This window comes from Streptomyces sp. NPDC048211, assembly GCF_043202315.1.
Lineage (GTDB): Bacteria > Actinomycetota > Actinomycetes > Streptomycetales > Streptomycetaceae > Streptomyces.
In genome coordinates, this window is the sequence record NZ_JBIDAD010000012.1 from 189,462 (window position 1) to 212,174 (window position 22,713).

Here is a 22,713-nt window from a genome sequence, read left to right on the forward strand (position 1 = left end):
TCGTATAACGGCGTCAGCGCGTGACGGCGGCGAGAGATTCCCGGGCGGCGGCCGCGACGGCCTCGCCGGTGAAGCCGAACTCGCGGAACAGGACCTTGGCGTCCGCCGAGGCACCGAAGTGCTCCAGCGAGACGATCCGGCCGGCGTCCCCGACGTACCGGTACCAGGTCAGGCCGATGCCCGCCTCGACCGCCACGCGGGCCTTCACCGACGGCGGAAGGACGCTGTCCTTGTACGCCTGGTCCTGCTCCTCGAACCACTCGACACACGGCATCGACACGACGCGGGCCGGGATGCCGGCGGCCTGGAGCTCCTCGCGCGCCTCGACGGCGAGGTGCACCTCGGAGCCGGTGCCGATGAGGACGACCTGGGCGTCGCCGCCCTCCGCGTCGAAGAGCACGTAGCCGCCCTTGGCCGCGTTCTCGTTCGCCTCGTACGTCGGCACGCCCTGGCGGGTCAGCGCCAGGCCGTGGGGAGCGCCCTTGCCGAACACCTTGGTGTAGCGGCGCAGGATCTCGCGCCAGGCGAGGGAGGTCTCGTTGGCGTCGGCCGGGCGGACGACGTTCAGGCCCGGGATGGCGCGCAGCGAGGCCAGGTGCTCCACCGGCTGGTGGGTCGGGCCGTCCTCGCCGAGACCGATCGAGTCGTGCGTCCACACGTACGTCACCGGCAGGTGCATCAGCGCGGACAGGCGCACGGCGTTGCGCATGTAGTCGGAGAACACCAGGAAGGTGCCGCCGTAGATGCGGGTGTTGCCGTGCAGCGCGATGCCGTTCATGGCCGCGGCCATGGCGTGCTCGCGGATGCCGAAGTGGATCGTGCGGCCGTACGGGTCCGCGCCCGGCAGGGGGTTGCCCTCCGGGAGGAACGACGACGTCTTGTCGATCGTGGTGTTGTTCGAGCCCGCGAGGTCGGCGGAGCCGCCCCACAGCTCGGGGACGATCTCACCGAGCGCCTGGAGCACCTTGCCGGAGGCGGCGCGGGTGGCGACACCCTTGCCGGGCTCGAAGACGGGGAGCTTGTCCTCCCAGCCCTCGGGCAGCTCGCCCGCGGAGATCCGGTCGAACTCGGCGGCGCGCTCCGGGTTGGCGGTGCGCCAGGCGGCGAAGGTCTTCTCCCACGCGGCCTTGGCCTCGCGGCCGCGGTCCAGCGCCTCACGGGTGTGCGCGATGACCTCGTCGGCGACCTCGAAGCTCTTCTCCGGGTCGAAGCCCAGGACGCGCTTGGTCGCGGCGACCTCGTCGTCGCCGAGCGCCGAGCCGTGTGCGGCCTCGGTGTTCTGCGCGTTCGGCGCGGGCCAGGCGATGATCGAGCGGGCCGCGATGAACGACGGGCGCTCCGTCTCGGCCTTGGCGGCCAGCAGCGCCTTGTACAGACCCGCCGGGTCCAGGTCGCCGCTGGGCAGCTGCTCGACGCGCTGGACGTGCCAGCCGTACGCCTCGTAGCGCTTCAGGGTGTCCTCGGAGACCGCGGTCTCCGTGTCGCCCTCGATGGAGATGTGGTTGTCGTCCCACAGCAGGACCAGGTTGCCCAGCTTCTGGTGCCCGGCCAGCGAGGACGCCTCCGCGGAGATGCCCTCCTGGAGGCAGCCGTCACCGGCGACGGCCCACACCATGTGGTCGAAGGGGGAGGTGCCGGGGGCCGCCTCCGGGTCGAACAGGCCGCGCTCGTAGCGGGCGGCCATGGCCATGCCCACGGCGTTGGCGACACCCTGGCCCAGCGGACCGGTCGTCGTCTCCACGCCCGTGGTGTGGCCGTACTCCGGGTGTCCCGGGGTCTTCGAGCCCCAGGTGCGGAAGGCCTTCAGGTCATCGAGCTCCAGGCCGTACCCGGCCAGGTAGAGCTGGATGTAGAGGGTCAGGCTGCTGTGGCCCGCCGAGAGCACGAACCGGTCGCGGCCGGTCCACTCCGCGTCGGCGGGGTCGTGCCGCATCACCTTCTGGAAGATGGTGTACGCGGCGGGAGCCAGGCTCATGGCCGTACCCGGGTGGCCGTTTCCGACCTTCTGTACGGCGTCCGCTGCGAGGACGCGGACGGTGTCCACGGCCCGCTGGTCCAATTCGGTCCACTGGAGGTCTGTGGTGGTCGGCTTGGTGCTCACCCTGAGTCAGGGCTCCTCTCCACTGTCGTAAACCGGTGACTGTGACCGCACCGGGCGTTGTCGAGCCTACCCCCGTCGCCACCCGTGTTTTCCGGCTCCTTCCAGGGTGCGGGCGGCCCGTCGAATCCGCCTCCCGTATGAGCGCGGGGCCTCACCGATGGGCTCACTCCGATGAGCGTGCGGGGTCACTCCTGAGGCCTCCGATGAGCGTTCCGGGCCACTCCTGAGACCTCCGGTGAGTGCACCGGCGCACATCCGTGCGAACGGTCCGCGTGGTCGTCCCCCGGAGATGCGCGGGAGCGTGCGCGCACGTGCCGCGGCAACCCGTCGCGCCACATCAACACGACCCCACCCCCGCGAAGGGCGCCCTGTCCCCAACGTCTACAGTGGTCTGGTTCGCGCAAGTCTTCACCGGGCCCTCATACCCGGAGCTTGCTGGGATTTCTCTGTCAGGGGTGTGCGTGACGGCCGTCGAGTCCCGACCCGCAGGGGTCGCCTTGACTCCGAGCCCAGGGGGCCATCGCCCATTCGGGGCCCGTGTCAAGGCATTCGTGGCACTGACCAAGCCTCGGATCATCGAGCTGTTGCTGATCACCACTGTTCCGGTGATGTTCCTGGCCGCTCAGGGTGTACCCGACCTGTGGCTCGTGCTCACTACCACCATCGGCGGATACCTGTCCGCCGGCGGTGCCAATGCACTGAACATGTACATCGACCGCGACATCGACGCGTTGATGGACCGTACGTCGCAGCGCCCGCTGGTCACCGGCATGGTGAGCCCGCGCGAGTGCCTGGCCTTCGGTATCGCCCTCGCGGTGATCTCGACGGTCTGGTTCGGCCTGCTGGTGAACTGGCTGTCGGCGGCTCTGTCGCTCGGCGCCCTGCTCTTCTACGTCGTCGTGTACACGATGATCCTGAAGCGTCGCACCTCGCAGAACATCGTCTGGGGCGGCATCGCGGGCTGCATGCCGGTGCTCATCGGCTGGTCCGCCGTGACGAACTCGATGTCCTGGGCCGCGGTGATTCTCTTCGCCGTCATCTTCTTCTGGACGCCGCCGCACTACTGGCCGCTCTCCATGAAGGTGAAGGACGACTACGCGCGGGTCGGCGTGCCCATGCTCCCGGTCATCGCCTCCAATCGGGTGGTGGCCCGCCAGATCGTCCTCTACAGCTGGGTGATGGTCGCCGTATCGCTGCTGCTGACCCCGCTGGGCTACACCGGCTGGTTCTACACGGCCGTGGCGGTGCTGACCGGTGGCTTCTGGCTCTGGGAGGCGCACGCCCTGCTGAACCGGGCGAAGTCCGGCGTGACCGGCGGGAAGCTCAAGGAGATGCGGCTGTTCCACTGGTCGATCACCTATGTGTCGCTGCTGTTCGTCGCCGTGGCGGTGGACCCCTTCCTGAGGTAGTACCTCCTTTGTACGACCTGCCGACGGGCGGGGAGCGTGGCACAGGCCACGCTCCCCGCCCGTCGCACGTTCATCTACCCATCGGTAGCATCCTGTGCATGGCAGAGACGGCTGAGACCCAGCAGGTGGACGGCAAGCAGGCGGCGCGCGCGGAGCGCAGGGCGGCCAGGCTGGCCAAGCAGATCGGTGCCTTCGCGAAGGCGCACGGTGGTGCGGAGGGGCAGCTGGCCTACATCGGGCAGATGGGCACCCGCATCGTCCTCGTCGGCGAGGACGGCGGCTGGGGCGATCTGGTCGCCCCGTCGTACGCGGTGGCCGAGAGCGCCGCGCAGAAGTCCGGGATCACGATGCACGAGTCCTTCGACGGCGAGTTCGCCGCGAAGGTCCACACGGGGCCGTACGAGTGGACCCGGATGGCCGGCATCCAGGTCGGCGGTCCGGCGAACAAGGCCTGAATCCCGACGGGCGGGTGCGGCAGGACCTCTGTCCTGCCGCACCCGCCCCGGCATCTGGGGCGAGGGTTCAGCCGCCGGCGCGGGTCACCGGAAGTTCCGCAGGGTGACCGAACCGCCGGCCCGCAGCCGCACGTCCCGGGTGACGCCGCCCGCCGTCACCGTGGTCCGCCGCCCGCCGACGCTGCGGACGGTGGCCTCGCGGACCCGGCCGTCCCGCCAGCTCAGGTCGACGGTGAAACCGCCGCGCGCCCCGACGCCGGTCACCGATCCGGAGTCCGCCCAGGCGGCCGGCAGCGCGGGAAGCAGCTCGATGTGCCCGGGGCGTGAGTAGAGCAGCATCTCGATCACCGCGGCCGCGGTGCCGAAGTTGGACTCGATCTGGAAGATCCCCCGCCCCTTCGCCGCCTCGTAGATGTCGAAGAGGTTCATCGCGCTGCCGTTGGTGCCGTCGACGGAGGGCCGCAGATTGGTGGCGATCAGCCGGTAGGCGTTCTCCGCGTTCTTCAGGCGTGACCAGCACAGTGACCGCCAGGCGTTGGCCCAGCCGAAGTTCTCCATGCCGCGCGCGGTCAGCAGTTCGGTCGCTCCCTTCACCAGCGTGGCGGGGGAGGCGTCGGGGCGGATGCGGTCGCCGGGGAACAGGCCGACCAGCGGCGAGAGGTGGCGGTGGGTGGTCTCGCCGAGGTTGTCGGGGGACATCCACTCCTGGAGCCAGCCGGTCTTCGGACTGACCTCGGGAAGGTACAGCCGCTCCTGGAGCGCGGCGAGGGTCCTGCTGTACGCGGCGTTCCGGCCGAGCAGCGTACTGGCCTCCCGGAAGTGGGCGAAGAGGTCGCGCACCAGCTCCTGGGCGTAGGTGTTGCCGCGGGAGTCCTGCGGTCCGTGTTCGGGGGACCACTCCTTGTCCGCGACGAGGACCTCGCGCCGCTCGCCGGTCGCGGCGTCGGTCACCGTCATCGGGACGAGCCTGGCCTCCCAGAACTCGCACGCGCCCTGGAGGAGCGGATAGATCTTCGTCAGATGTCCGCGGTCCTGCGTGTACTCGTAGTGCTCCCACAGGGTGTTGCACAGCCAGGCGTTGCCCGCCGGGTGCCACCACCAGCCCAGCCCGCCGTAGATGTTGGTGGAGAACGCCACGGTCCAGCCGGCGATCTTCCCCGAGGTGTTGCGGAAGCGGTTGCGCGGGTCGTTGAACAGGCGCCGGGTCAGGTCCGACCAGACCGGGAGCTGGGAGAGGCAGTAGTCGGTGAACGCGTCGAAGCTTCGCGGGAGGGCGGCGCGGTCGGCCATCCAGTAGTTCATCTGGATGTTGATGTCGGTGTGGTAGTCGCCCATCCAGTCCGGGTCGTTCCCGTCCAGCCACGGGCCCTGGAGGGCCACCGGCAGACTGCCGCGGGAGCTGCTGATCATCAGGTAGCGGCCGAACTGCACGTACAGCGCTTCGAGCTCCGGGTCGGGCTCGTCCTGCTGGGTCCTCGCCTTCAGCCGCTCCCAGGTGTCGAGCGCGCGCTGCGCGTCCGTGGAGGACCCCAGCGAGAGGCGCATGCCGTCGAACTGCTCGCGGTAGTCGGCCACATGGGTGTGCAGCAGTGCGGTGGCCGGCAGGGACACGGCGTCGCGCACCTTGGCCGCGGCGAGGGCGGCGGGGTCGAGCTCCGGGTTCCGGTACCCGTCCCGCGGGTCGGGCGAGTAGTTCGTGCCGCCGCTGAACACCAGCGTCAGATCGGCGCACCGGGTGAAGACGATCTTCGAGTCCGTGACGGAGACGGATCCGCTCGCGCTGTGCGCGGTGAGGGCGGCACCGTAGCGGAGCCCGTTGGCGAACCGGGCGTCGAGCGACAGCGTGGTGAGCGGGCCGTCGCCCGAGGTGGACTCGCCGTGGGTGCCGTCGAGCGAGACCGTGCCGGTGTAGTGACCACCGCCGCGCTGGGTGAACTGCACGACGATCACGTCGTCCGGGGCGCTGGCGAAGACCCGGCGCTGATACGTCACCCCCGAGCGGACGTAGCCGGCGCTGACCAGGCCCTGGGCGAGATCGAGCTCACGCCGGTAGTCGTGGACCGAACCGAGATCGTGGTCCGGGATGTCCACCGTGATGTGCGCCAGCTGGGTGAGGCTGCCGAAGTCGTCCCGTCCGTAGGGGAACTGGCCGTCCTGGTCCAGGGTGTCGTTGACCTCCCCGGTCCACAGGGTGGCGTCGGTGACGAAGAGCAGCTCCTGCGCGGGGTCGCTGCCGACGAGGGCGCCGAGCCGGCCGTTGCCGACCGGCAGGGCACGCTCCAGCATAGTCTTCGGACCGGCCGGGGCGCGGTACCACATCCGGGTGGCCGTGCCCGTCCCGTCGGCGGCCATCGGCGAGGTCGTGGGGCGTCGCGGCGGGGCGGAGGCGGCGAAGGCGGGCAGCCCGCCGAGCGCCGGGAGGGATGCGGCGGCGGCCGCGAGTGCGAGGGCGCGCCGCCGGCCCATCCCGGCGGGGGCCTCGGTGCGTGAGCGGGGCTGCGCAGGGGTGTGCGGGTGCTGGTCGTTCACGGGGGAAGGACTCCATTCCTGCGGACACGGCGATGCGGACGGGTGCGGACGGGTACGGAAATGGTGATGCGGAGGGGTTCGGGCACGGTGATGCGGACGGGTGCGGACGCGGCACGGGGCCGGCCGGGGGCGCGGCGGTGCGCACCCCGCGGCACGGGGCCGGCCGGGGGCGCGGCGGTGCGCACCCCCGGCCCGCGCACGGGTGGGGCGGTCTCGGCTGCGTGGAACGCCGGGGGCCGGGCGGCGTCGGCCGCGCGGAGCTTCGGGGGTGGTGCGGTCTCGGCCGCGGAACGGCGTGGGCCGGGCGGTCTCAGCCGCGCGGGACCTCGATCCGGTCGATGTCGGGCGAGTAGCCCGTACCGCTGTCGAAGGTGAGGGTGTTGCGGCCCGCCTTCAGCGTGACCGGCACACTGACCGACTCGACCGCGCCCCAGCCGCCGCTCGACGGGAAGGCCGTCGCCACGGGTGCCTTGCCGTTGGCCGAGATGCCGACCGACCGCGGATCGCGCGTGGTGTAGTCGACCCGGATCAGGTAGCGGCCGGCCTTCGCGGCCACGACGTCCGTGAACCGGAGCGAGGCGCCGGTGTACAGGCCGCCGACCTTCTCCGCCCCCGAGCACTCCGCGCAGTCACCGACGGACGCGGTGCCCGTGAGCACGTTGGCCGGGGACTCCGCCTCGTACGCGGTCGTCCTGAGCTCGGGCCCCTTCGGGGTGACGGTGAGAAGCCGCGAGCCGTGGGCGGGGAGTGCCTCGGTGAGGGAGTCCTTGTGGCGCCCGAGGTCCTCGTCGTTCCACACGTCGCGCACGGTCGCCGCGCCGGTGAAGCCGAGGGACGCCCATGCGGCGGTCACCGGGGCGGGTGAGTCACCCTGGTTGAACAGGGCGACGGTGTAGCTGCCGTCGGGATTCCGCGAGGCCCAGACCTGTTCGTCGCCGGCCGGTGTGACGGGCTCGGCGGGCCTGCCCGGCTGCTGGTTGATCTTCAGGACCTCGCGGTTGGTCATCAGCGACAGGCCGTAGTCGTCGATCTTCGTGAGGTCGTCCCCGCTGAACAGCGGGGACTTGGCCACCGCCCACAGCGTCATGTAACTCTGCCGCTCGGCCTTGGTCAGACCGCTCATCGCGGCGCTGCCCACGTTGATCGCGTCGAGGTCGTTCCAGCCGCCGGGGCCCGCGTACCGCGTCCATCCGGGGGTGTCGCGCCAGCGGTCCTCGACCGAGTCCTCCCACGACACCAGCGTGTCGCAGTAGCACTCGACATCCGTGTCGACGCGCCACCCGTCGGACGTCGCCTTCCAGTCCTTGGCGTAGTCGATGTCCAGCGACCAGGAGACCTCCAGGTGGACGGGCCGGCCGGTGGACCTGATGGCCTTCTGCCAGGCGGCCACGTCCGCGCGGTTGTCGTAGTTGTCGCCGCTCTTGAACGACCCGGGGCCCACCCCGTCCAGCTTGAGGAAGTCGTAACCCCAGTCGGCGATGAGCTGCGCCTGCGAGTCGATGTACTTCTGGGCGCAGGGCCTGGAGAAGTCGAGCTTGTACGAGCTGTCCCAGCCGTTGGTCGTCCGCAGATCGCTGTAGACGATGTCGCCGGTCGTGCAGTCGTCCGTGTTCCAGACCGGCAGCAGGCCCCCGCCGTACCCTTCCTTCTCCAGACCCACCGGAAGGTAGATCCCGGCCTTGAGCCCCTTGCCGTGGATGCGGTCGGCGACGGCCTTCATGCCGCTCGGGAAGCGCTCCTTGTCCGCCTGCTGGCGCCCGTACCCGTCGAACTCCGGCGTCCAGTCCCAGCCCCGCCACCAGCCGGCGTCGATGTTGATGTACTCGTAGCCGAACTTCTTGAGCTTGGAGGCGAGCGCGTCGGTCTGCTTGCTGACGTTGGCCTCGGTCAGATAGCTGTAGGCGCCGGCCGGATTCACCCCGGGGTACGAGGTGGTCTGCAGGCTCCAGCTGCTCCACCCCATGTACGGCTTCTCCGCAACCGGCGCGGGTGAGGCGGAGGCGCCCGCGGTGGTGGTGTCCGCGGGGGCGGGAGCCGCCTGCGCCGTGGGGACGGCGACCGCGAGGCCGGCCGTGACGGCGAGCACCAGCGCGGAGCGCAGGGTTCTGACGGCGGGGCGGGTGAGTGACCGCATGGAAGATGACCTCGTGCTTTCCGGACGGAAGGGAAGGTGATTTCGGCGGTGGTGCGCTGTTCCGGGTGGGCCGGGCCGTTCTTCACGCGCCCGGGCCGATGCGGTTCCGCATCGTCATCCACCGCTTCTCATACGTGTGGGGTACCGATGAAGGACTGGATCGCGGTGGCCGCGGCTCCGCGCGCCCACACCTGGAAGGGGAGCGGGCGGGTCATCACGTCGCACCGGGCGGCGGCGCCGAAGGCGGTCCTGGCGAAGGCGTCGCGGATCTGTTCGGCGAACAGGTCGTAGCCCGCCAGCCCCTCGCCTGAGATGATCAGCCGCCGGGGTCCCAGGACGTTGACGACGGCCCCGATGGCGCGGCCGATCGCCTCGCCCGCCCGCGCGTACACCTCCCGGGCCCCGGGGTCGCCCCCGTGTGCCAGCCGCAGCGCCTCGGCTGCGTCGGTGACCGGCAGCCCGGTCACCTCCGCCACCCGGCGGACGATCGCGGCGTCACCTGCGATGGCCTCCACGCACCCGGTGTTGCCGCAGTGGCAGGGCGGCCCCTGCGGGTCGATGGACAGGTGCCCGATCTCCCCGGCCACTCCGAACGCCCCGGAGACCACCCTTCCGTGCACCACGAGGCCGCAGCCGATGCCCGCGCCGACGGTCACCAGCGCGAAGTCCGCCACGCCGACCCCGGCCCCGAACCACTGCTCCGCCACCGTCAGTGCCCGGACGTCGTTGTCGACCGTCACCGGCAGGCCCGTGGCGGCCTGCGCCAGTGCGGCCAGCGGCACGTCGTGCCAGTCGAGGAACGGCGAGTAGCGCACCACGCCGGCCGGGCGGTCCACGTCCCCGGACACCGCGAGGCCGATGCCGTACACCGGGACCCCGAACCCCTCAGCCTCCGTGAGGAGTTCCTGCACCAGGGCGCCGGCTGAGGCGAGCACCGAGGCGGGGTCACGGGCGGTGACCGGGGCGTGCCGGGCCACCCGGACGCGACAGCACAGGTCGGTGAGCACCGCGATGATCTCGTCCCCGGTGACCTTGATCCCGATGAACAGGGCCCGGCCGCCGTCGACCCGTACGAGGGTGGCGGGCCGGCCGAGCGAGGGCGGGGCCTGTTCGTCCGCGCCTTCGACGAGATAGCCCGCCGCCATCAGCGGCCGGACCGCCTTGGTGACCGCCGCCGGTGAAAGACCGGTCCGGCGGCCGATCTCGGCCCGGGTCAGCGGGCCGTGGGAAAGCGTGGTGGTGAAGACCGGGGAGGCGGCGGGGGTCGGGACCGGGACGGCCTCGGTGCCGGGGAGCGAGGGCATGGCCGAAACGTAGGGCGTCTTCTTTTCCGCTGTCAATAAAAGAAGCATGCTCTTGTGAAATCTCAACTGAGACCGGCTTGTGGTTTCAAATCCCAAAGGTGCATGCGGGATTGACACATGATCGAAGGCGGAGTTGGCTTCGGGCTGCTTTCGACGGGCCCACCCGAACGTGAGGATCCATGCCTGTGATCACCTTCGCTCCCGACTCCGGGGTCTGGCTGCTCTCCACCCCGCACACCTCCTACGCGCTCCGGATCGACGCGACGGGCGCACCCTGTCACCTGGGGTGGGGCCCCGCGCTGACCCCCCGGCAGGCCGCGGAACTCGTCATCGACCAGGGGTCGCCGGTCAGCAGCTTCGAGGGGCTGCCGCCCGTCGGTGAGGAACTGCCGGTGGACAGCGGTCCCCGGTACGGCCCGCCTTCGCTCCAGGTGCGCTTCGCCGACGGCACCCGCGCCTTCTCGTGGAAGCCCATCGGCCACCGCGTGCACGAACCGGCCCCGGGCGCGGCCGAACTGGTACTGGAGTTCCGTGACCGGGTGCACCCCCTGCGGGTGGACCTGCACTACCGCGTCCACGGGGACACCGACGTCATCGAGCGCTGGAGCGTCCTGCGCAACGACGGCGAGGAGCCCGTCGCGCTCCAGCGCGCCGACTCCGCCGCCTGGACCCTGCCGGCCCGGGAGGACTACCGGCTCAGCCACGTCACCGGCCAGTGGTCCGCCGAGACCCGGCTGCGCCGCGAGCCGCTGCCGTACGGCGAGACCGTGCTGACCAGCCGGCGGGGGGTCACCAGTCACCACGCCAACCCCTGGGTGATGCTGGACGCGGGCGACGCCACCGAGGAGCACGGCCGGGTGTGGAGCGCGGCCCTGGCCTGGAGCGGCAGCTGGCGCGTCACCGTGCAGCGCACCCCCGACGGGCGTGCGGGTCTCACGGGCGGCGCAGGGCACGAGGGCCCGGCCCTTCCCCTGGGGCCCGGTGCCGAATACACCACCCCGGTCTTCGCCGGGCTCAGCAGCGACGGCGGGTTCGGCGCGGCGAGCCGGGCCTGGCACGCGTACACGCTCGCCCATGTGCTGCCGCACGCCGAGGAGACCCGGCCCGTGCTCTACAACTCCTGGGAGGCCACCGGCTTCGACGTCGACGAGGCGGGCCAGACCGCCCTGGCCGCGCGGGCCGCGGCGCTCGGTGTCGAGCTCTTCGTGATGGACGACGGCTGGTTCGGGGCACGCCGCAGCGAACGGGCCGGGCTCGGCGACTGGGCGCCCGCGCCAGGCCGCTTCCCGGGCGGACTGAAGCCGCTCGTCGAGGAGGTGCACCGGCTCGGCATGCGGTTCGGACTCTGGGTGGAGCCGGAGGCCGTGAGCCCGGACAGCGACCTCTACCGCGCCCGTCCGGACTGGGTGCTGCACGTCCCGGACCGCGAACGCACCGAGCTGCGCAGCCAGCTCGTGCTGAACCTCGCCCGCCGGGACGTGGCCGACTGGGCGTACGGCTGGCTGACCCGGCTGGTCGGGGAACACGGAATCGACTTCCTGAAGTGGGACATGAACCGCGCGTTCAGCGACGCCGGCTGGCCGGAGCGGGCCCAGGGGGCCGACGCGGTGTGGACGACGTACGTCCATCACCTCTACGGCATCATCGACCGGCTCCGCGCCGACCATCCCGGGCTGCGGATCGAGGCGTGCGGCGGCGGTGGCGGCCGGGTGGACCTCGGCATCCTCGCGCGCGCCGACCAGGCCTGGCCCTCGGACAACACCGACGCCGCCGACCGCGTCGACATCCAGCACGGGTACGGCCAGCTCTACCCGGCGCGCACCATGGCCGCGTGGGTGACCGACGTGCCGAACGAGTTCACCGGCCGCTCGGTGCCGCTGCGCTTCCGGTTCCACGTGGCGATGGCCGGGGTGCTCGGCATCGGCGGCGACCTGTCCCGCTGGTCCGAGGACGAACTGGCCGAGGGCGCCGCCCTGGTGGCCGAGTACAAACGCGTCCGCCACCTCGTCCAGCACGGTGAGCTCCACCGGCTGCGCGCCCCGGACGGCGAGGGTCCGGCCGCCGTGCAGTACACCGCCGCCGACCGCGGCGAGGCCCTGCTGCTCGTCTGGCGGCGGACCTCCCGGCCGGGCGGCCCCGCCCCCGTGCTGCACCCGGCGGGCCTGGACCCCGCCGCCCGCTACCGCGACACCCGCACCGGCGCCGTGCACTCCGCCGCGGTGCTCCGCGGGTACGGCATCCGGCCCGAACTGCCGCGCGGGGACTGGGCGAGCACGGCCGTGCACCTGGTCCGGCTGCCCTGACGGCGAGGGACCAGCAACTTTCACTTAATTAGTAATTAATCTTGACGCGAGACCGGGTGGGCCGTCACAGTCCTGTGCGTGGCGCCGCCCCGTGAGTTCCGGAGGCCGGGCGCCTGACATCCCCAACTCCTGGGAGAATCAGTTGATTTCGCAAGGTTCACGGATGACGTCTGCCCGGCGCGCGGCCGCCGCCGTGGGTGCGGCCGTCCTGGTGGCCGTGTCGTCGCCGGCCGCACACGCGGCCCAGCGGCCCGCCGAGGGCACTCCGCCGTACTACGACAGCGGCCTCGCGCCGACCCCGTACATGGGCTGGAACACCTACTACGGTCTGGGTGCTCCGACCGAGGACCAGGTGAAGTCGGTCGCCGACCATCTGGTCAGCAGCGGCCTCAAGGACAGCGGTTACGACATCGTCTGGCTGGACGGCGGCTGGCAGGCCGACGCGCCGCGGGACGCTCAGGGGCGGCTGGTCGCGCACCCGGGCCGCTTCCCCTCCGGCATTCCCGCGCTGGTGGACTATCTGCACCGGCACGGGCTGCGCGCCGGGATCTACACCGACGCGGGAACCTACGACGGCGGCAAGACCTGCGGTCTGGGCAGCCGTGGCCACTACCGCGAGGACGCCGAGCAGTTCGCCGGCTGGAAGGTCGACGCGATCAAGGTCGACTTCCTCTGCGGGATCACCGAGAAGGCCGATCCGGGCCCCGCGTTCAAGGAGTTCAGCGACGCGGTCGCCAAGTCCGGCCGACGCATGCTGCTCAACCTCTGCAACCCGCTGACCGACGACTGGGGGCTGCCGCACACCCCCGCGCAGGATGCCCACAACGCCTACGTCTACGGGCCGACGACCGGTGACTCCTGGCGCACCGGAACCGATATCGCGTGGGGCACCCCGACCGCGGGCCAGTGGCCGAACATCCTGCGCAGCATGGACGCCAACGCCCAGCACCCGGAGGCGCAGGGGCCGGGGCGCTACAACGACCCGGACTACCTCATCCCCATGCGCAAGCTGACGGACGGTTCGTACGAACTGACCGCGGAGGAGTCCACCACCCAGCTGGTGATGTGGGCCGAGATGGGCTCCCCGCTGGTCATCGGCTCGGACCCGCGCACCCTGCCGCAGGAGATGATCGACACCCTGCGGAACCCGGAGATCATCGCGGTCGACCAGGACCCCCTGGCCGTCCAGGGTGTACGCGTCGCCTCCGACGCCACCGGCGACGTCTACAGCAAGGTGCTGAGCGGCTCCGGCAAACGGGCGGTGGTGCTCCTCAACCGCTCCGACCGGCCGGCCGAGCGCACCGTGCGCTTCGCCGACGCCGGACTGGCGGGCCCGGTCGGGGTGCGGGACCTGCGGGCCGGGAAGAGCCGCGGCGCGCACGCGGGTTCGTACACCGTCCAGGTGCCCGCGCACGGCACCGCGTTCCTGGGGCTCAGCGGCCGGGACGAGGCGCCGGGCACCTCGCTGGGTGCCCGGTCCGACGCGAGCCCCGCGCTGGTGCGCGACGGTGACCGGCTGAGTGTGTTCACCCGGGGCGCGGACGGATCGCTGCGGCAGAGCCAGATGCGTGAGGGGAACCGGAGCCCGCGGACGACCGGTCTCGGCGGGCCGACGCGCGGCGGGATCGTGGGCGCGCCCGCCGCGTACGCGACGGGGCGCGGGCGGATCGACGTCTTCGCCCGGGGCACCGATGACGCGGCCTACCTGATCTCGTACGCGGGCGGCCGCTGGGGCGGCTGGCAGAAGCTCGGCGGCTCCCTCGCCGACACCCCGGCCGCCGCGTACGACGGCTCGGGCCGCTGGACCCTCTACGCCAGGGGGACGGACGGGCGGATCCACACCCGCGGGGCGACGGCCGGCTGGACCGCGTTCGAGGGACCGCAGGGCGCGGCGCTGTACGGACGGCCCTCGGCGGTCACGGACGCGGCCGGGCGTACGCATCTGGCGGTGCGCGCCGACGACGACTCGGTGCGCGTCCGGGTGCGGGAGGCGGCCGGTGGCTGGTCCGCCTGGTCCTCGCTGGGCGGCACCGTGAGCGGCAGCCCCACCCTCGTCTCCGTCGGCGGGCAGGTGCGGCTCTACGCCCGCGCCGGTGACTACACGCTCTGGCAGCGCAGCGGCACGGCCGACGGCGGCTGGGGCGACTGGTCCCAGGAGAAGAGCTTCCCCAGCGGCTCCTTCGACGGTGAGATCGCCGCCGTGGCGGGGCCCGGCGACACGGTGCTGACGGCCTTCCGCGGGGTCGCGGGGCTCATTCGCCAGGGCGCTCTCTGACCGCGGGGGAGATCTCGGGGGAGACCCCGGGCCGACCGCGGGGGAGGCCCCGAGCGGGGCGCGGGAAGCCTCCGAGCGGGGCGATCCACCTCTAAGTAAAAATAAATTACTAATTAATCTTGACGATGGCTCACTCGCACCGTCAGTCTGTATCAGCCGAACGAGGGCCCGGCGTTCAGGGGCCGGGCCCCGTTCCGTGGGCGCATAGGGAGTCCCATGATCACCACAGCACAGAGCCGCCGTACGTTCCTCGCCGGTGCCGCAGCCGTCGGCGCCACCGCGCTGGCAAGCGGCTGCGTCGCCTCGTCGTCGAGCGGTGGGAAGGGGAGCTCGGGGGGTGCGGTCACCCTGCAGTCCAACCTCTCCGCCCCGCAGGCCAAGTCGGCGATGCAGGAGGTCGTCGACGCCTTCAACAAGCGCGGCGGTGCGAAGGGCTCGCTCAACACCGTCGCGTCGGAGACCTTCCGTACGCAGCTGCCGACCTACCTCACCTCGGCGAACCCGCCGGACCTCTACACCTGGTACCCGGGATCCGTCGCGGAGTCGTACGCCAAGAAGGACCTGCTGCTAGACGTCAGCGACATCTGGCAGAAGCCCGAACTCGCCGGCTACTCGGACGCGCTGAAGAAGCTCTGCACCGACTCCGCGGGCAAGAAGGTCTTCGTCCCGACCACCTACTACTGGTGGGGCGTCTTCTACCGCAAGTCGCACTTCGCCAAGTGGGGCGTCAAGGAACCCAAGACCTGGGACGAGTTCCTCGACCTGTGCGACAAGCTCAAGAGCAAGGGCGTCGCCCCGATCGGCCTCGGTGCCGGCGGCAACACCCCCTGGGTGGCCTCCTCCTGGTTCGACTACCTCAACATCCGTATCAACGGGGCCGCCTACCACCGCGACCTGCTGGCCGGGAAGCACCGCTTCGACGACCCCGAGGTCCGCAAGGTGTTCGACCGGTGGAGCGAGGCGCTGCCCTTCTTCGACCCCAACTCCACCGCGCTGCCCTTCCAGGACGCGACCACCGCACTGCTCCAGGGCCGCACCGGCATGATGCTCATCGGCACGTTCTTCGCCGACGCCACGCCCAAGGAGCAGCTCGGCGACATCGACTTCTTCCGGTTCCCCGTCATCGACCCGAAGATCCCGATCGCCGAAGAGGCCCCGACCGACGGCTACTTCGCCAGCGCCCGGACCGGCCGCAAGGACGAGACCAAGGAACTGCTGCGCTACCTCGCCACGGCCGAGGCACAGGAGATCTACCTCAAGGGCTCCTCCGGCACCTCCCTGCCCACCCACCCGGACGCGAAGGACAGCGGAACCCCGCTGGTCGCCAAGGGCCGCAAGCTGATCGAGGGCGCCGCGGACATCACGCAGTTCTTCAACCGCGACTCCAGCGACGCCCTCGCCCCCACCGCCGACACCGCACTCACCCGCTTCCTGGCCAAGCCCAAGGAGATCGGTTCGATCCTCACCACGTGGCAGCGGGACGCGCAGAAGATCTGGAGCCAGTGACATGGCGGTACTCACCGCACCCCGGAAGGAGACCCGGAAGCACACCACGGGCCGCCCCCCGGCCCGCAAGCGGGCGACCCGGGTCCCGCCCGTCGTCCTCGCCTTCGTGCTGGTGCCCCTGCTCGCCGAGGCCTTCTGGGTGTTCTGGCCGGCGCTCCAGGGCTTCTACCTCTCCTTCACCAAGTGGGACGGGGTCTCCGCCCCGGAGTTCATCGGACTGGCCAACTTCCGCGAGATGTTCGGCGACGCCGTGTTCCGGACCGCCGCCCTGGACACCGTCATCTGGCTGCTGCTCTTCGGCGGCCTGTCCGCCGCCCTCGGCCTCGGTGCGGCGCTCCTGCTCCAGCAGGAACGCCGGGGTGTGGGCTTCTACCGGGCGGCGCTCTTCCTGCCCGTCGTCTTCTCGCTCGTCGCCACCGCGCTGGTCTGGCAGGCGATGTACCAGCCCGACGGGCTGATCAACAAGACCCTCGACGCCGTCGGGCTCTCCGGTCTCACGCACGCCTGGCTCGCCGACCAGGACACCGCCCTGTACGCCGTGATCGTGCCCGCGCTGTGGCGCCAGATCGGCTACGTCATGGTGCTCTACCTGGCCGGTCTCAAGGGCATCGACCCGGTGCTCTACGAGGCGGCGAAGGTCGACGGCGCCACCCGGTGGCAGCAGTTCCGCCACATCACCCTGCCGCAGCTCAGCAGCGTCAACGCCGTCGTCCTCTCGGTGATCGTCATCGACTCGCTGCGCTCCTTCGACGTCGTGTGGGCGCTCACCCGCGGCGGCCCGTACCACTCCTCCGAACTGCTCAGCACCTACATGTACTCCACCGCCTTCCAGTCCCTGCGACTGGGCTACGGCTCCGCCCTCGCCGTCGTGATCTTCCTCCTCGCCTTCGGTGTGATCGCGTCCTACCTCGTCCGCGCCTTCCGGGAGGCCGACGCATGACCGCCACCCACGCCCCGAGCCCGCGCACGGACCCGCAGCACACCGGACCGGCCGCGCCGCGCGGCGCACGCCGCCGGATCTGGGGCACCGCAGGCTTCCACCTCAGCGCCGGACTGCTCTCCGCCCTGTGGCTGCTGCCCATCGTGGTGGTCCTGGTCACCAGCGTGCGGTCCTTCGACGACGTCGCCGCCCACGGAGTCGGCAGCCTGCCGCACTCCTTCACCCTGGACGGCTTCCGCCAGGCCTGGGTCGACGGCGGCCAGCAGCGCGCGCTGATCAACAGCCTGCTGGTCACCGTGCCCTCGGTCCTGCTGTCGCTGCTGCTCGCCTCGACGGCCGCCTTCGCGCTCAGCCGCTACGACGTACCGCTGCGCCGCACCCTCCTGCTCCTGATGCTCGGCGGCAACCTGCTGCCCCCGCAGATCCTGCTGGTCCCGGTCTCCAAACTCACCGAACTGCTGGGCCTGTACGACTCGCTGTACGCCCTCATCGGGGTCCAGGTCGGCTTCGGTATCGGCTTCTACGTCTTCGTGCTGCACGGCTTCATGCGGTCCATCCCGCCGGAGATCCAGCAGGCCGCGGTCATCGACGGCGCCGGACCCTGGCAGATCTACACCCGGATCATCCTGCCGCTCGCCAAGCCCGCCATGGCCGCGCTCAGCGCCCTGTCGTTCACCTGGATCTTCAACGACCTGCTGTGGGCCATCACCGTGCTGCGCACCGACACCCGGATGCCCATCACCGCGTCGCTCATCGGCCTCCAGGGCCAGTACGTCTCCATGTGGAACGTCATCGCGGCCGGTTCCGTGATCGCCGCGGCCCCGACCGTCATCGTCTTCCTCAAATTCCAGCGCCACTTCGTGGCCGGACTCAATCTGGGAGCAGTGAAGTGACCCCGCACGACCGGTGGCTGCTGCGCACCGAGAACACCACCTACGCGGTACGGATCGCCGGCGAAGGCCGCTGGGCCGAGCTCACGGCCTGGGGCCCGCACGGAGCCGAGACGGGCGAGTCGCCCTTCGAGCACCCGCACCGCACCCACTTCCTCACCCGCGCCGACGCCGCCCCCGCCGAATACCTCCCGTACGGGATGCGCCCCTTCAGCGGCGCGGAACTCGTCGCCCGCCGCGACGGACAGGACCGCGGCACCTGGTGGACCTTCGACTCCGCCACCGCCGACGGCGACCGGGCGCTGCGCCTCACCTTCACCGACGAGGTACAGGGACTGCGCGCGGTCCTCTGCTACGAGACCGTGCCCGGCACCGACGTGATCCTGCGCTGGACCGAACTGACCTGCACCGGCGAGGACGGACTGCGGCTGGAACGGATCGACTCCGCGGCCGTCGCCGTCCCCGTCACCGACGGCGCCCGGCTCACCTACCTGACCGGACAGTGGTCCCAGGAGTTCACCCGCACACAGCTCGACCTCACCCGCGGCCGCTTCGAGATGGCCTCCACCCAGGGCGTCCCCGGCCACGCGTACGCGCCCTGGCTCGCCGTCCAGGACGCCGCGTCGCCGGACGGGGCCGGCACCCCGACGTACGGCGTCGCACTGGAGTGGTCCGGCAACTGGCACCTGACCGCCGACGCCGAACCCGGCGGCGCGGTACGGATCGCGGCCGGACGGGTGCCCCACGAGGGCGCCGTCCGGCTCGCTCCCGGGGCCACCCTCATCACCCCCCGGCTGGCCTGCGCGTTCAGCCCCGAGGGCCTCGAAGGCCTGGCCCGCGTCTGGCACCGCTACGAGCGCCTGCTCAGCGGCGGGCGGATGGACCGTACCCGCAAGGTCCTCTACAACTCCTGGGAGGCGACCGGCTTCGACGTCGATGCCCCCGCCCAGCTCGAACTCGCCCGGATCGCCGCGGACATGGGCGCCGAGCTCTTCGTCGTCGACGACGGCTGGTTCACCGGACGGCACGACGAGAAGGGCGGCCTCGGCGACTGGTACCCCGACCCGGCGAACTTCCCCGACGGCTTCGACCGCTTCATCGAGGAGGTCCGCGCCACCGGCATGGACTTCGGACTCTGGGTCGAACCCGAGTCGGTCAGCCCGGCGTCCCGGCTCTACGCCGAACACCCCGAGTGGGTCTACCGGATCGACGGCCGCCCCGCCACGCTGGTGCGCGAGCAGCTGCTCCTCGACCTCGGCCGCGAGGACGTACAGGACTTCGTCATCGCCACCCTCGACCGGCTCCTCGGCGACCACGCCGTCAGCTACCTCAAGTGGGACATGAACCGCCCGCCCACCGAACGGGGCCGGCCCGGCGACGGCCCCGCCGGCGAACAGGACCTGGACGCCGACCACGTCGCCGGATACCTGCGGGTCCTGGACCACCTGCGCGCCCACCACCCGCACGTCACCGTCGAGGGCTGCGCCGGCGGCGGCGGGCGCGTCGAACACGCCACCCTCGCCCGCACCGACGTCGTGTGGCCCAGCGACAACACCGCCCCGCTGGACCGCCTCGCCATCCAGTACGGCTACCTCCACGCGCACGCCCCGCACACCATGAGCTCCTGGGTCACCGACGCGCCCGGCGTCTTCGACCCGCGCCCCCGCTCCCTGGCCTTCCGCTTCGTCACCGCGATGTCCGGGGTCCTGGGCATCGGCGCCGACATCCGCACCTGGTCCGCCGCACAGCGGGCCGAGGCCGCCGGCTGGGTGAGCCGCTACAAGGAGATCCGCGACCTCCTCCACCACGGCGAGGTCCGGCTGCTGGGCAGCCCCTCCGACGCGAGCTGCGGAGTCCAGTACGAGGAGGAGGGCGGCGCCCGGATCGCCGTCACCGCCTGGAACACCGGCAGGCTGGACGGCGCCCCGCTCGTCCCCGGCCGGCCGGCCCGGCTGCGGCTGCGGGGCCTGGATCCGGCGGCCCGCTACACCGACCGGCGGACGAAGGCCGTGCACAGCGGCGCCCATCTGCTGCACTACGGACTGCCGTTCGCCTGGACCGCACAGTACGACGCGGAACTCGTCGAACTCGTCCGGCAGTAGCCGCCGGCCCGACGCACCGTCACTAGAGTCGCCGACAGCACGCACCACACCGAGGAGCCGAACCGCCCCATGAACGCACACCCCCGCTTCGCCGACAAGGTGGCCGTCGTCACCGGAGCCGCCTCGGGCATCGGCGCCGCCACCGCCGAACGCCTCGCCGCGGAGGGCGCCGCGGTCATCCTCGCGGACGTCGCGCAGGACCTCGGCGAGAGCGTCGCCGCGTCCATCCGCGCCGGGGGCGGCCGGGCCCGCTTCGTGCGCACCGACGTCTCCGACGAGGCCGACTGGCAGCGGACCGTGGACGCGGCGCACACCTTCGGGCCCATCGGCGTCCTGGTGAGCAACGCCTACACGGTCGACGTCACCCCCGCCCACGAGATGACCGTGGACTCCTGGGAGCGCCAGCTCTCGGTCAACCTCACGGGAGCCTTCCTCGGCTTCCGGGCGGTCCTGCCCGATCTGCGTTCCCAGCGCGGCGCCGTCGTGCTGACCTCCTCGGTCCACGCCCACAAGGGCATTCCCGGACACCCCGCCTACGCCGCGTCCAAGGGCGCGCTGCTCTCCCTGTGCGGACAGCTCGCCGTGGAGTACGGGCCCGAGGTGCGGGTCAACGCCGTGCTGCCCGGGCCCATCCTCACCGCCGCCTGGGACCGGGTGGGGGAGGAGGACCGGCGCAAGAGCGTCGCCGAGACCGCCGCGGGCCGGTTCGGCACCCCCGGGGAAGCGGCTGCGGCCATCGCCTTCCTCGCCGCCGACGAAGCGTCCTACATCACCGGATCGAGCCTGCTCGTGGACGGCGGCTGGTCCGTCGTCAAGGCCTCGGCCTGACCGCCGCCCCGCTCCACCCGTTGCACAGCACAGCAGAAAGGCACACAGACATGACGCCATACGCGCGCCGCGGAGTGCACGGCCAGACCGTGGAGACTCTCGCGCGCCGGGTCCTGAGCGGCGAGATCCCCGAAGGGGCGACACTCGACCTCGTGGCGCTCCAGGGCGAGCTTGACGTCAGCCTGACCGCCCTGCGCGAGTCCCTGAAGGTCCTCGCGGCCAAGGGGATCGTCGACGCGCGCCAGAAGCGCGGCACGTTCGTCAGGGCCCGTTCCGACTGGAACCTGCTCGACGCGGACGTCCTGCGCTGGCAGTTCGCCGGCGGCACCGACTCCGGCACCGATCTGGCGCTGCTGCGCAACCTCGGCGAGGTCCGCGGCATCATCGAACCGGCCGCCGTCAGGCTCGCGGCCGAACGCCGCACCGAGGCGGACCTGGTCACCCTCGAAGCCGCGATCGCGGCGATGGGCGAACAGGAGGGCGGCGCGGCCCACGCGGTCGAGGCCGACCTCGCCTTCCACCGCGCCCTCCTCGCCGCCACCCACAACGAGTTGCTGGAACGCATGGAGATGGTCATCGAGTCCGGCCTCGCCCACCGCGACGAGATCGTGCACAGCTCCCAGCACGGCGAGGACCCCGTCCCCAGCCACCGAGCCGTCCTGGACGCCGTCCGCGACCGGGACCCGGCCGCCGCCGAACGCGCCATGCGGGCCCTGCTCGACCAGGCCGTGCGCGACCTCGACCGGGTGCACGGCACCGTCCCGGGCACCGACGAAGGGACCGCGGACCGGTGAAGATCACACGTATCGAGACCTTTCTCGTTCCGCCGCGCTGGCTGTTCTGCCGGATCGAGACCGACGAGGGTGTCGTCGGATGGGGCGAACCCGTGGTGGAGGGACGGGCCGAAGTGGTCCGCGCCGCCGTGGACGTCCTCGCCGAGTACCTGATCGGCCAGGATCCGCTGCGCATCCAGGACCACTGGCAGGTGCTCAGCAAGGGCGGCTTCTACCGGGGCGGCCCGATACTCTCCAGCGCCGTCGCCGGCATCGACCAGGCCCTGTGGGACATCGCCGGAAAGACGTACGGCGCCCCGGTCCACGCCCTGCTCGGCGGGCCCGTGCGCGACCGGGTGCGGGTCTACGCCTGGGTGGGCGGCGACGAACCAGCCCGGCTCGCCGAGGAGGTCACCGCCCAGGTCGAGGCCGGCTTCACCGCCGTCAAGATGAACGCGGCCGGCCGCACCTCACCGCTCACGACCCCCGCCGAGACCGCCGCCGTCGTCGAACGGGTCGCCGCCGTCCGCGAGGTGCTCGGCCCCGGCCGCGACGTGGCCATCGACATGCACGGCCGGTTCGGGCCCGCCGGGGCCCGCCGGGTCCTGCACGCCATCGAGCCGCTGCACCCGCTGTTCGTCGAGGAACCCCTCCTGCCCGAACAGGGCCATCTGCTGCCCGCCCTCGCCGGCGCCACCTCCGTCCCCATCGCCACCGGCGAACGGCTCTACGGGCGGGCCGACTTCCTGCCCGCGCTGACGGCCGGGATCGCGGTCGCCCAGCCCGACCTCTCGCACGCCGGGGGCATCTCCGAGGTCCACCGCATCGGCGCGCTCGCCGAGACGTTCGGTGTGCAACTCGCCCCGCACTGCCCGCTCGGCCCCATCGCCCTCGCCGCCAGCCTCCAGATCGCCTTCGCCACCCCGAACTTCCTCATCCAGGAACAGAGCCGGGGCATCCACTACAACAAGGAGGCCGACCTGCTCAGTTACGTCGTGGACACCGAACCGTTCCGCTTCGACGGCGGCCATGCCCGGCGGACCGGCCGGCCGGGGCTCGGCATCACCGTCGACGAGAGCGCCGTACGCGCGGCCGACCGCGCCGGACACGCCTGGCGCAACCCGGTGTGGCGCCACGACGACGGCGCCTTCGCCGAATGGTGAG

15 protein-coding genes are annotated in these 22,713 nt (G+C 71.7%); 11 read left to right on the forward strand and 4 right to left on the reverse strand.

Annotated features, from left to right (window positions below):
- Positions 1-13: 13 nt before the first annotated feature.
- The gene (tkt, locus tag ACGFZA_RS34395; protein WP_385288330.1) at positions 14-2,101 is read right to left on the reverse strand and encodes a transketolase; all 2,088 of its coding nucleotides are present in this window, start codon (positions 2,099-2,101) and stop codon (positions 14-16) included.
- 461 nt (positions 2,102-2,562) lie between these two features.
- On the opposite strand from tkt, the gene ACGFZA_RS34400 reads away from it, so the two are divergent.
- Both ACGFZA_RS34400 and ACGFZA_RS34405 read left to right on the forward strand, forming a co-directional pair.
- Positions 2,563-3,510, forward strand: coding sequence for a heme o synthase (locus ACGFZA_RS34400; RefSeq protein WP_385288327.1), 948 nt, complete (start codon positions 2,563-2,565; stop codon positions 3,508-3,510).
- Positions 3,511-3,608: 98 nt separating this feature from the next.
- Positions 3,609-3,965 (forward strand): hypothetical protein, encoded by a 357-nt coding sequence (locus ACGFZA_RS34405; RefSeq protein WP_359132541.1) that lies wholly within the window; start codon positions 3,609-3,611, stop codon positions 3,963-3,965.
- An 84-nt stretch (positions 3,966-4,049) separates the two neighbouring features.
- Here ACGFZA_RS34405 and ACGFZA_RS34410 read toward each other — a convergent pair whose 3' ends face one another.
- The 3 genes from ACGFZA_RS34410 to ACGFZA_RS34420 form a co-directional block, all read right to left on the reverse strand.
- Complete coding sequence (locus tag ACGFZA_RS34410; RefSeq protein ID WP_393684419.1) at positions 4,050-6,431, reverse strand: glycoside hydrolase N-terminal domain-containing protein; 2,382 nt, start codon at positions 6,429-6,431, stop codon at positions 4,050-4,052.
- A 373-nt stretch (positions 6,432-6,804) separates the two neighbouring features.
- Positions 6,805-8,628 (reverse strand): alpha-galactosidase D, encoded by a 1,824-nt coding sequence (locus ACGFZA_RS34415; protein ID WP_393684328.1) that lies wholly within the window; start codon positions 8,626-8,628, stop codon positions 6,805-6,807.
- 128 nt (positions 8,629-8,756) lie between these two features.
- On the reverse strand, positions 8,757-9,932 hold the full coding sequence (locus tag ACGFZA_RS34420; RefSeq protein WP_393684330.1) for an ROK family protein: 1,176 nt from the start codon (positions 9,930-9,932) through the stop codon (positions 8,757-8,759).
- A gap of 179 nt (positions 9,933-10,111) precedes the next feature.
- Here ACGFZA_RS34420 and ACGFZA_RS34425 point away from each other — a divergent pair, with 179 nt between their 5' ends.
- The 9 genes from ACGFZA_RS34425 (at position 10,112) to dgoD (ending at position 22,712) form a co-directional block, all read left to right on the forward strand.
- Positions 10,112-12,235: an alpha-galactosidase gene (locus ACGFZA_RS34425; RefSeq protein ID WP_393684332.1), complete on the forward strand. Its 2,124-nt coding sequence runs from the start codon at positions 10,112-10,114 to the stop codon at positions 12,233-12,235.
- Between the two features lie 163 nt (positions 12,236-12,398).
- Positions 12,399-14,510, forward strand: a complete 2,112-nt coding sequence (locus ACGFZA_RS34430) for a glycoside hydrolase family 27 protein (protein ID WP_393684334.1) — start codon at positions 12,399-12,401, stop codon at positions 14,508-14,510.
- Positions 14,511-14,726: 216 nt separating this feature from the next.
- The gene (locus ACGFZA_RS34435) at positions 14,727-16,016 is read left to right on the forward strand and encodes an ABC transporter substrate-binding protein (RefSeq protein WP_385285878.1); all 1,290 of its coding nucleotides are present in this window, start codon (positions 14,727-14,729) and stop codon (positions 16,014-16,016) included.
- Position 16,017: 1 nt separating this feature from the next.
- Positions 16,018-16,956 carry a carbohydrate ABC transporter permease gene (locus ACGFZA_RS34440; RefSeq protein ID WP_385285880.1) on the forward strand — a complete coding sequence of 313 codons (939 nt, stop codon included), beginning with the start codon at positions 16,018-16,020 and terminating at the stop codon, positions 16,954-16,956.
- Positions 16,953-17,849, forward strand: a complete 897-nt coding sequence (locus ACGFZA_RS34445; protein ID WP_393684337.1) for a carbohydrate ABC transporter permease — start codon at positions 16,953-16,955, stop codon at positions 17,847-17,849. The genes ACGFZA_RS34440 and ACGFZA_RS34445 overlap by 4 nt, the downstream gene beginning before the upstream one ends.
- Positions 17,846-19,948 carry an alpha-galactosidase gene (locus ACGFZA_RS34450; protein WP_393684339.1) on the forward strand — a complete coding sequence of 701 codons (2,103 nt, stop codon included), beginning with the start codon at positions 17,846-17,848 and terminating at the stop codon, positions 19,946-19,948. Before ACGFZA_RS34445 ends, ACGFZA_RS34450 begins: the two co-directional genes overlap by 4 nt.
- A gap of 69 nt (positions 19,949-20,017) precedes the next feature.
- Positions 20,018-20,776, forward strand: a complete 759-nt coding sequence (locus ACGFZA_RS34455) for an SDR family NAD(P)-dependent oxidoreductase (protein ID WP_393684341.1) — start codon at positions 20,018-20,020, stop codon at positions 20,774-20,776.
- 50 nt (positions 20,777-20,826) lie between these two features.
- Positions 20,827-21,570, forward strand: coding sequence for a FadR/GntR family transcriptional regulator (locus ACGFZA_RS34460; protein ID WP_385285888.1), 744 nt, complete (start codon positions 20,827-20,829; stop codon positions 21,568-21,570).
- Positions 21,567-22,712 (forward strand): galactonate dehydratase, encoded by a 1,146-nt coding sequence (gene dgoD, locus ACGFZA_RS34465; protein WP_385285890.1) that lies wholly within the window; start codon positions 21,567-21,569, stop codon positions 22,710-22,712. Before ACGFZA_RS34460 ends, dgoD begins: the two co-directional genes overlap by 4 nt.
- Position 22,713 lies beyond the last annotated feature (1 nt).

Bases quoted from the DNA above. Each gene is read 5' to 3' on its own strand.
- ACGFZA_RS34455 (WP_393684341.1), top strand. From the start codon at position 20,018: ATGAACGCACACCCCCGCTTCGCCGACAAGGTGGCCGTCGTCACCGGA.
- ACGFZA_RS34460 (WP_385285888.1), top strand. From the start codon at position 20,827: ATGACGCCATACGCGCGCCGCGGAGTGCACGGCCAGACCGTGGAGACT.
- ACGFZA_RS34410 (WP_393684419.1), bottom strand. From the start codon at position 6,431: ATGGGCCGGCGGCGCGCCCTCGCACTCGCGGCCGCCGCCGCATCCCTC.
- ACGFZA_RS34415 (WP_393684328.1), bottom strand. From the start codon at position 8,628: ATGCGGTCACTCACCCGCCCCGCCGTCAGAACCCTGCGCTCCGCGCTG.
- ACGFZA_RS34425 (WP_393684332.1), top strand. From the start codon at position 10,112: ATGCCTGTGATCACCTTCGCTCCCGACTCCGGGGTCTGGCTGCTCTCC.
- ACGFZA_RS34445 (WP_393684337.1), top strand. From the start codon at position 16,953: ATGACCGCCACCCACGCCCCGAGCCCGCGCACGGACCCGCAGCACACC.
- ACGFZA_RS34440 (WP_385285880.1), top strand. From the start codon at position 16,018: ATGGCGGTACTCACCGCACCCCGGAAGGAGACCCGGAAGCACACCACG.
- ACGFZA_RS34405 (WP_359132541.1), top strand. From the start codon at position 3,609: ATGGCAGAGACGGCTGAGACCCAGCAGGTGGACGGCAAGCAGGCGGCG.
- ACGFZA_RS34430 (WP_393684334.1), top strand. From the start codon at position 12,399: ATGACGTCTGCCCGGCGCGCGGCCGCCGCCGTGGGTGCGGCCGTCCTG.
- ACGFZA_RS34420 (WP_393684330.1), bottom strand. From the start codon at position 9,932: ATGCCCTCGCTCCCCGGCACCGAGGCCGTCCCGGTCCCGACCCCCGCC.
- ACGFZA_RS34435 (WP_385285878.1), top strand. From the start codon at position 14,727: ATGATCACCACAGCACAGAGCCGCCGTACGTTCCTCGCCGGTGCCGCA.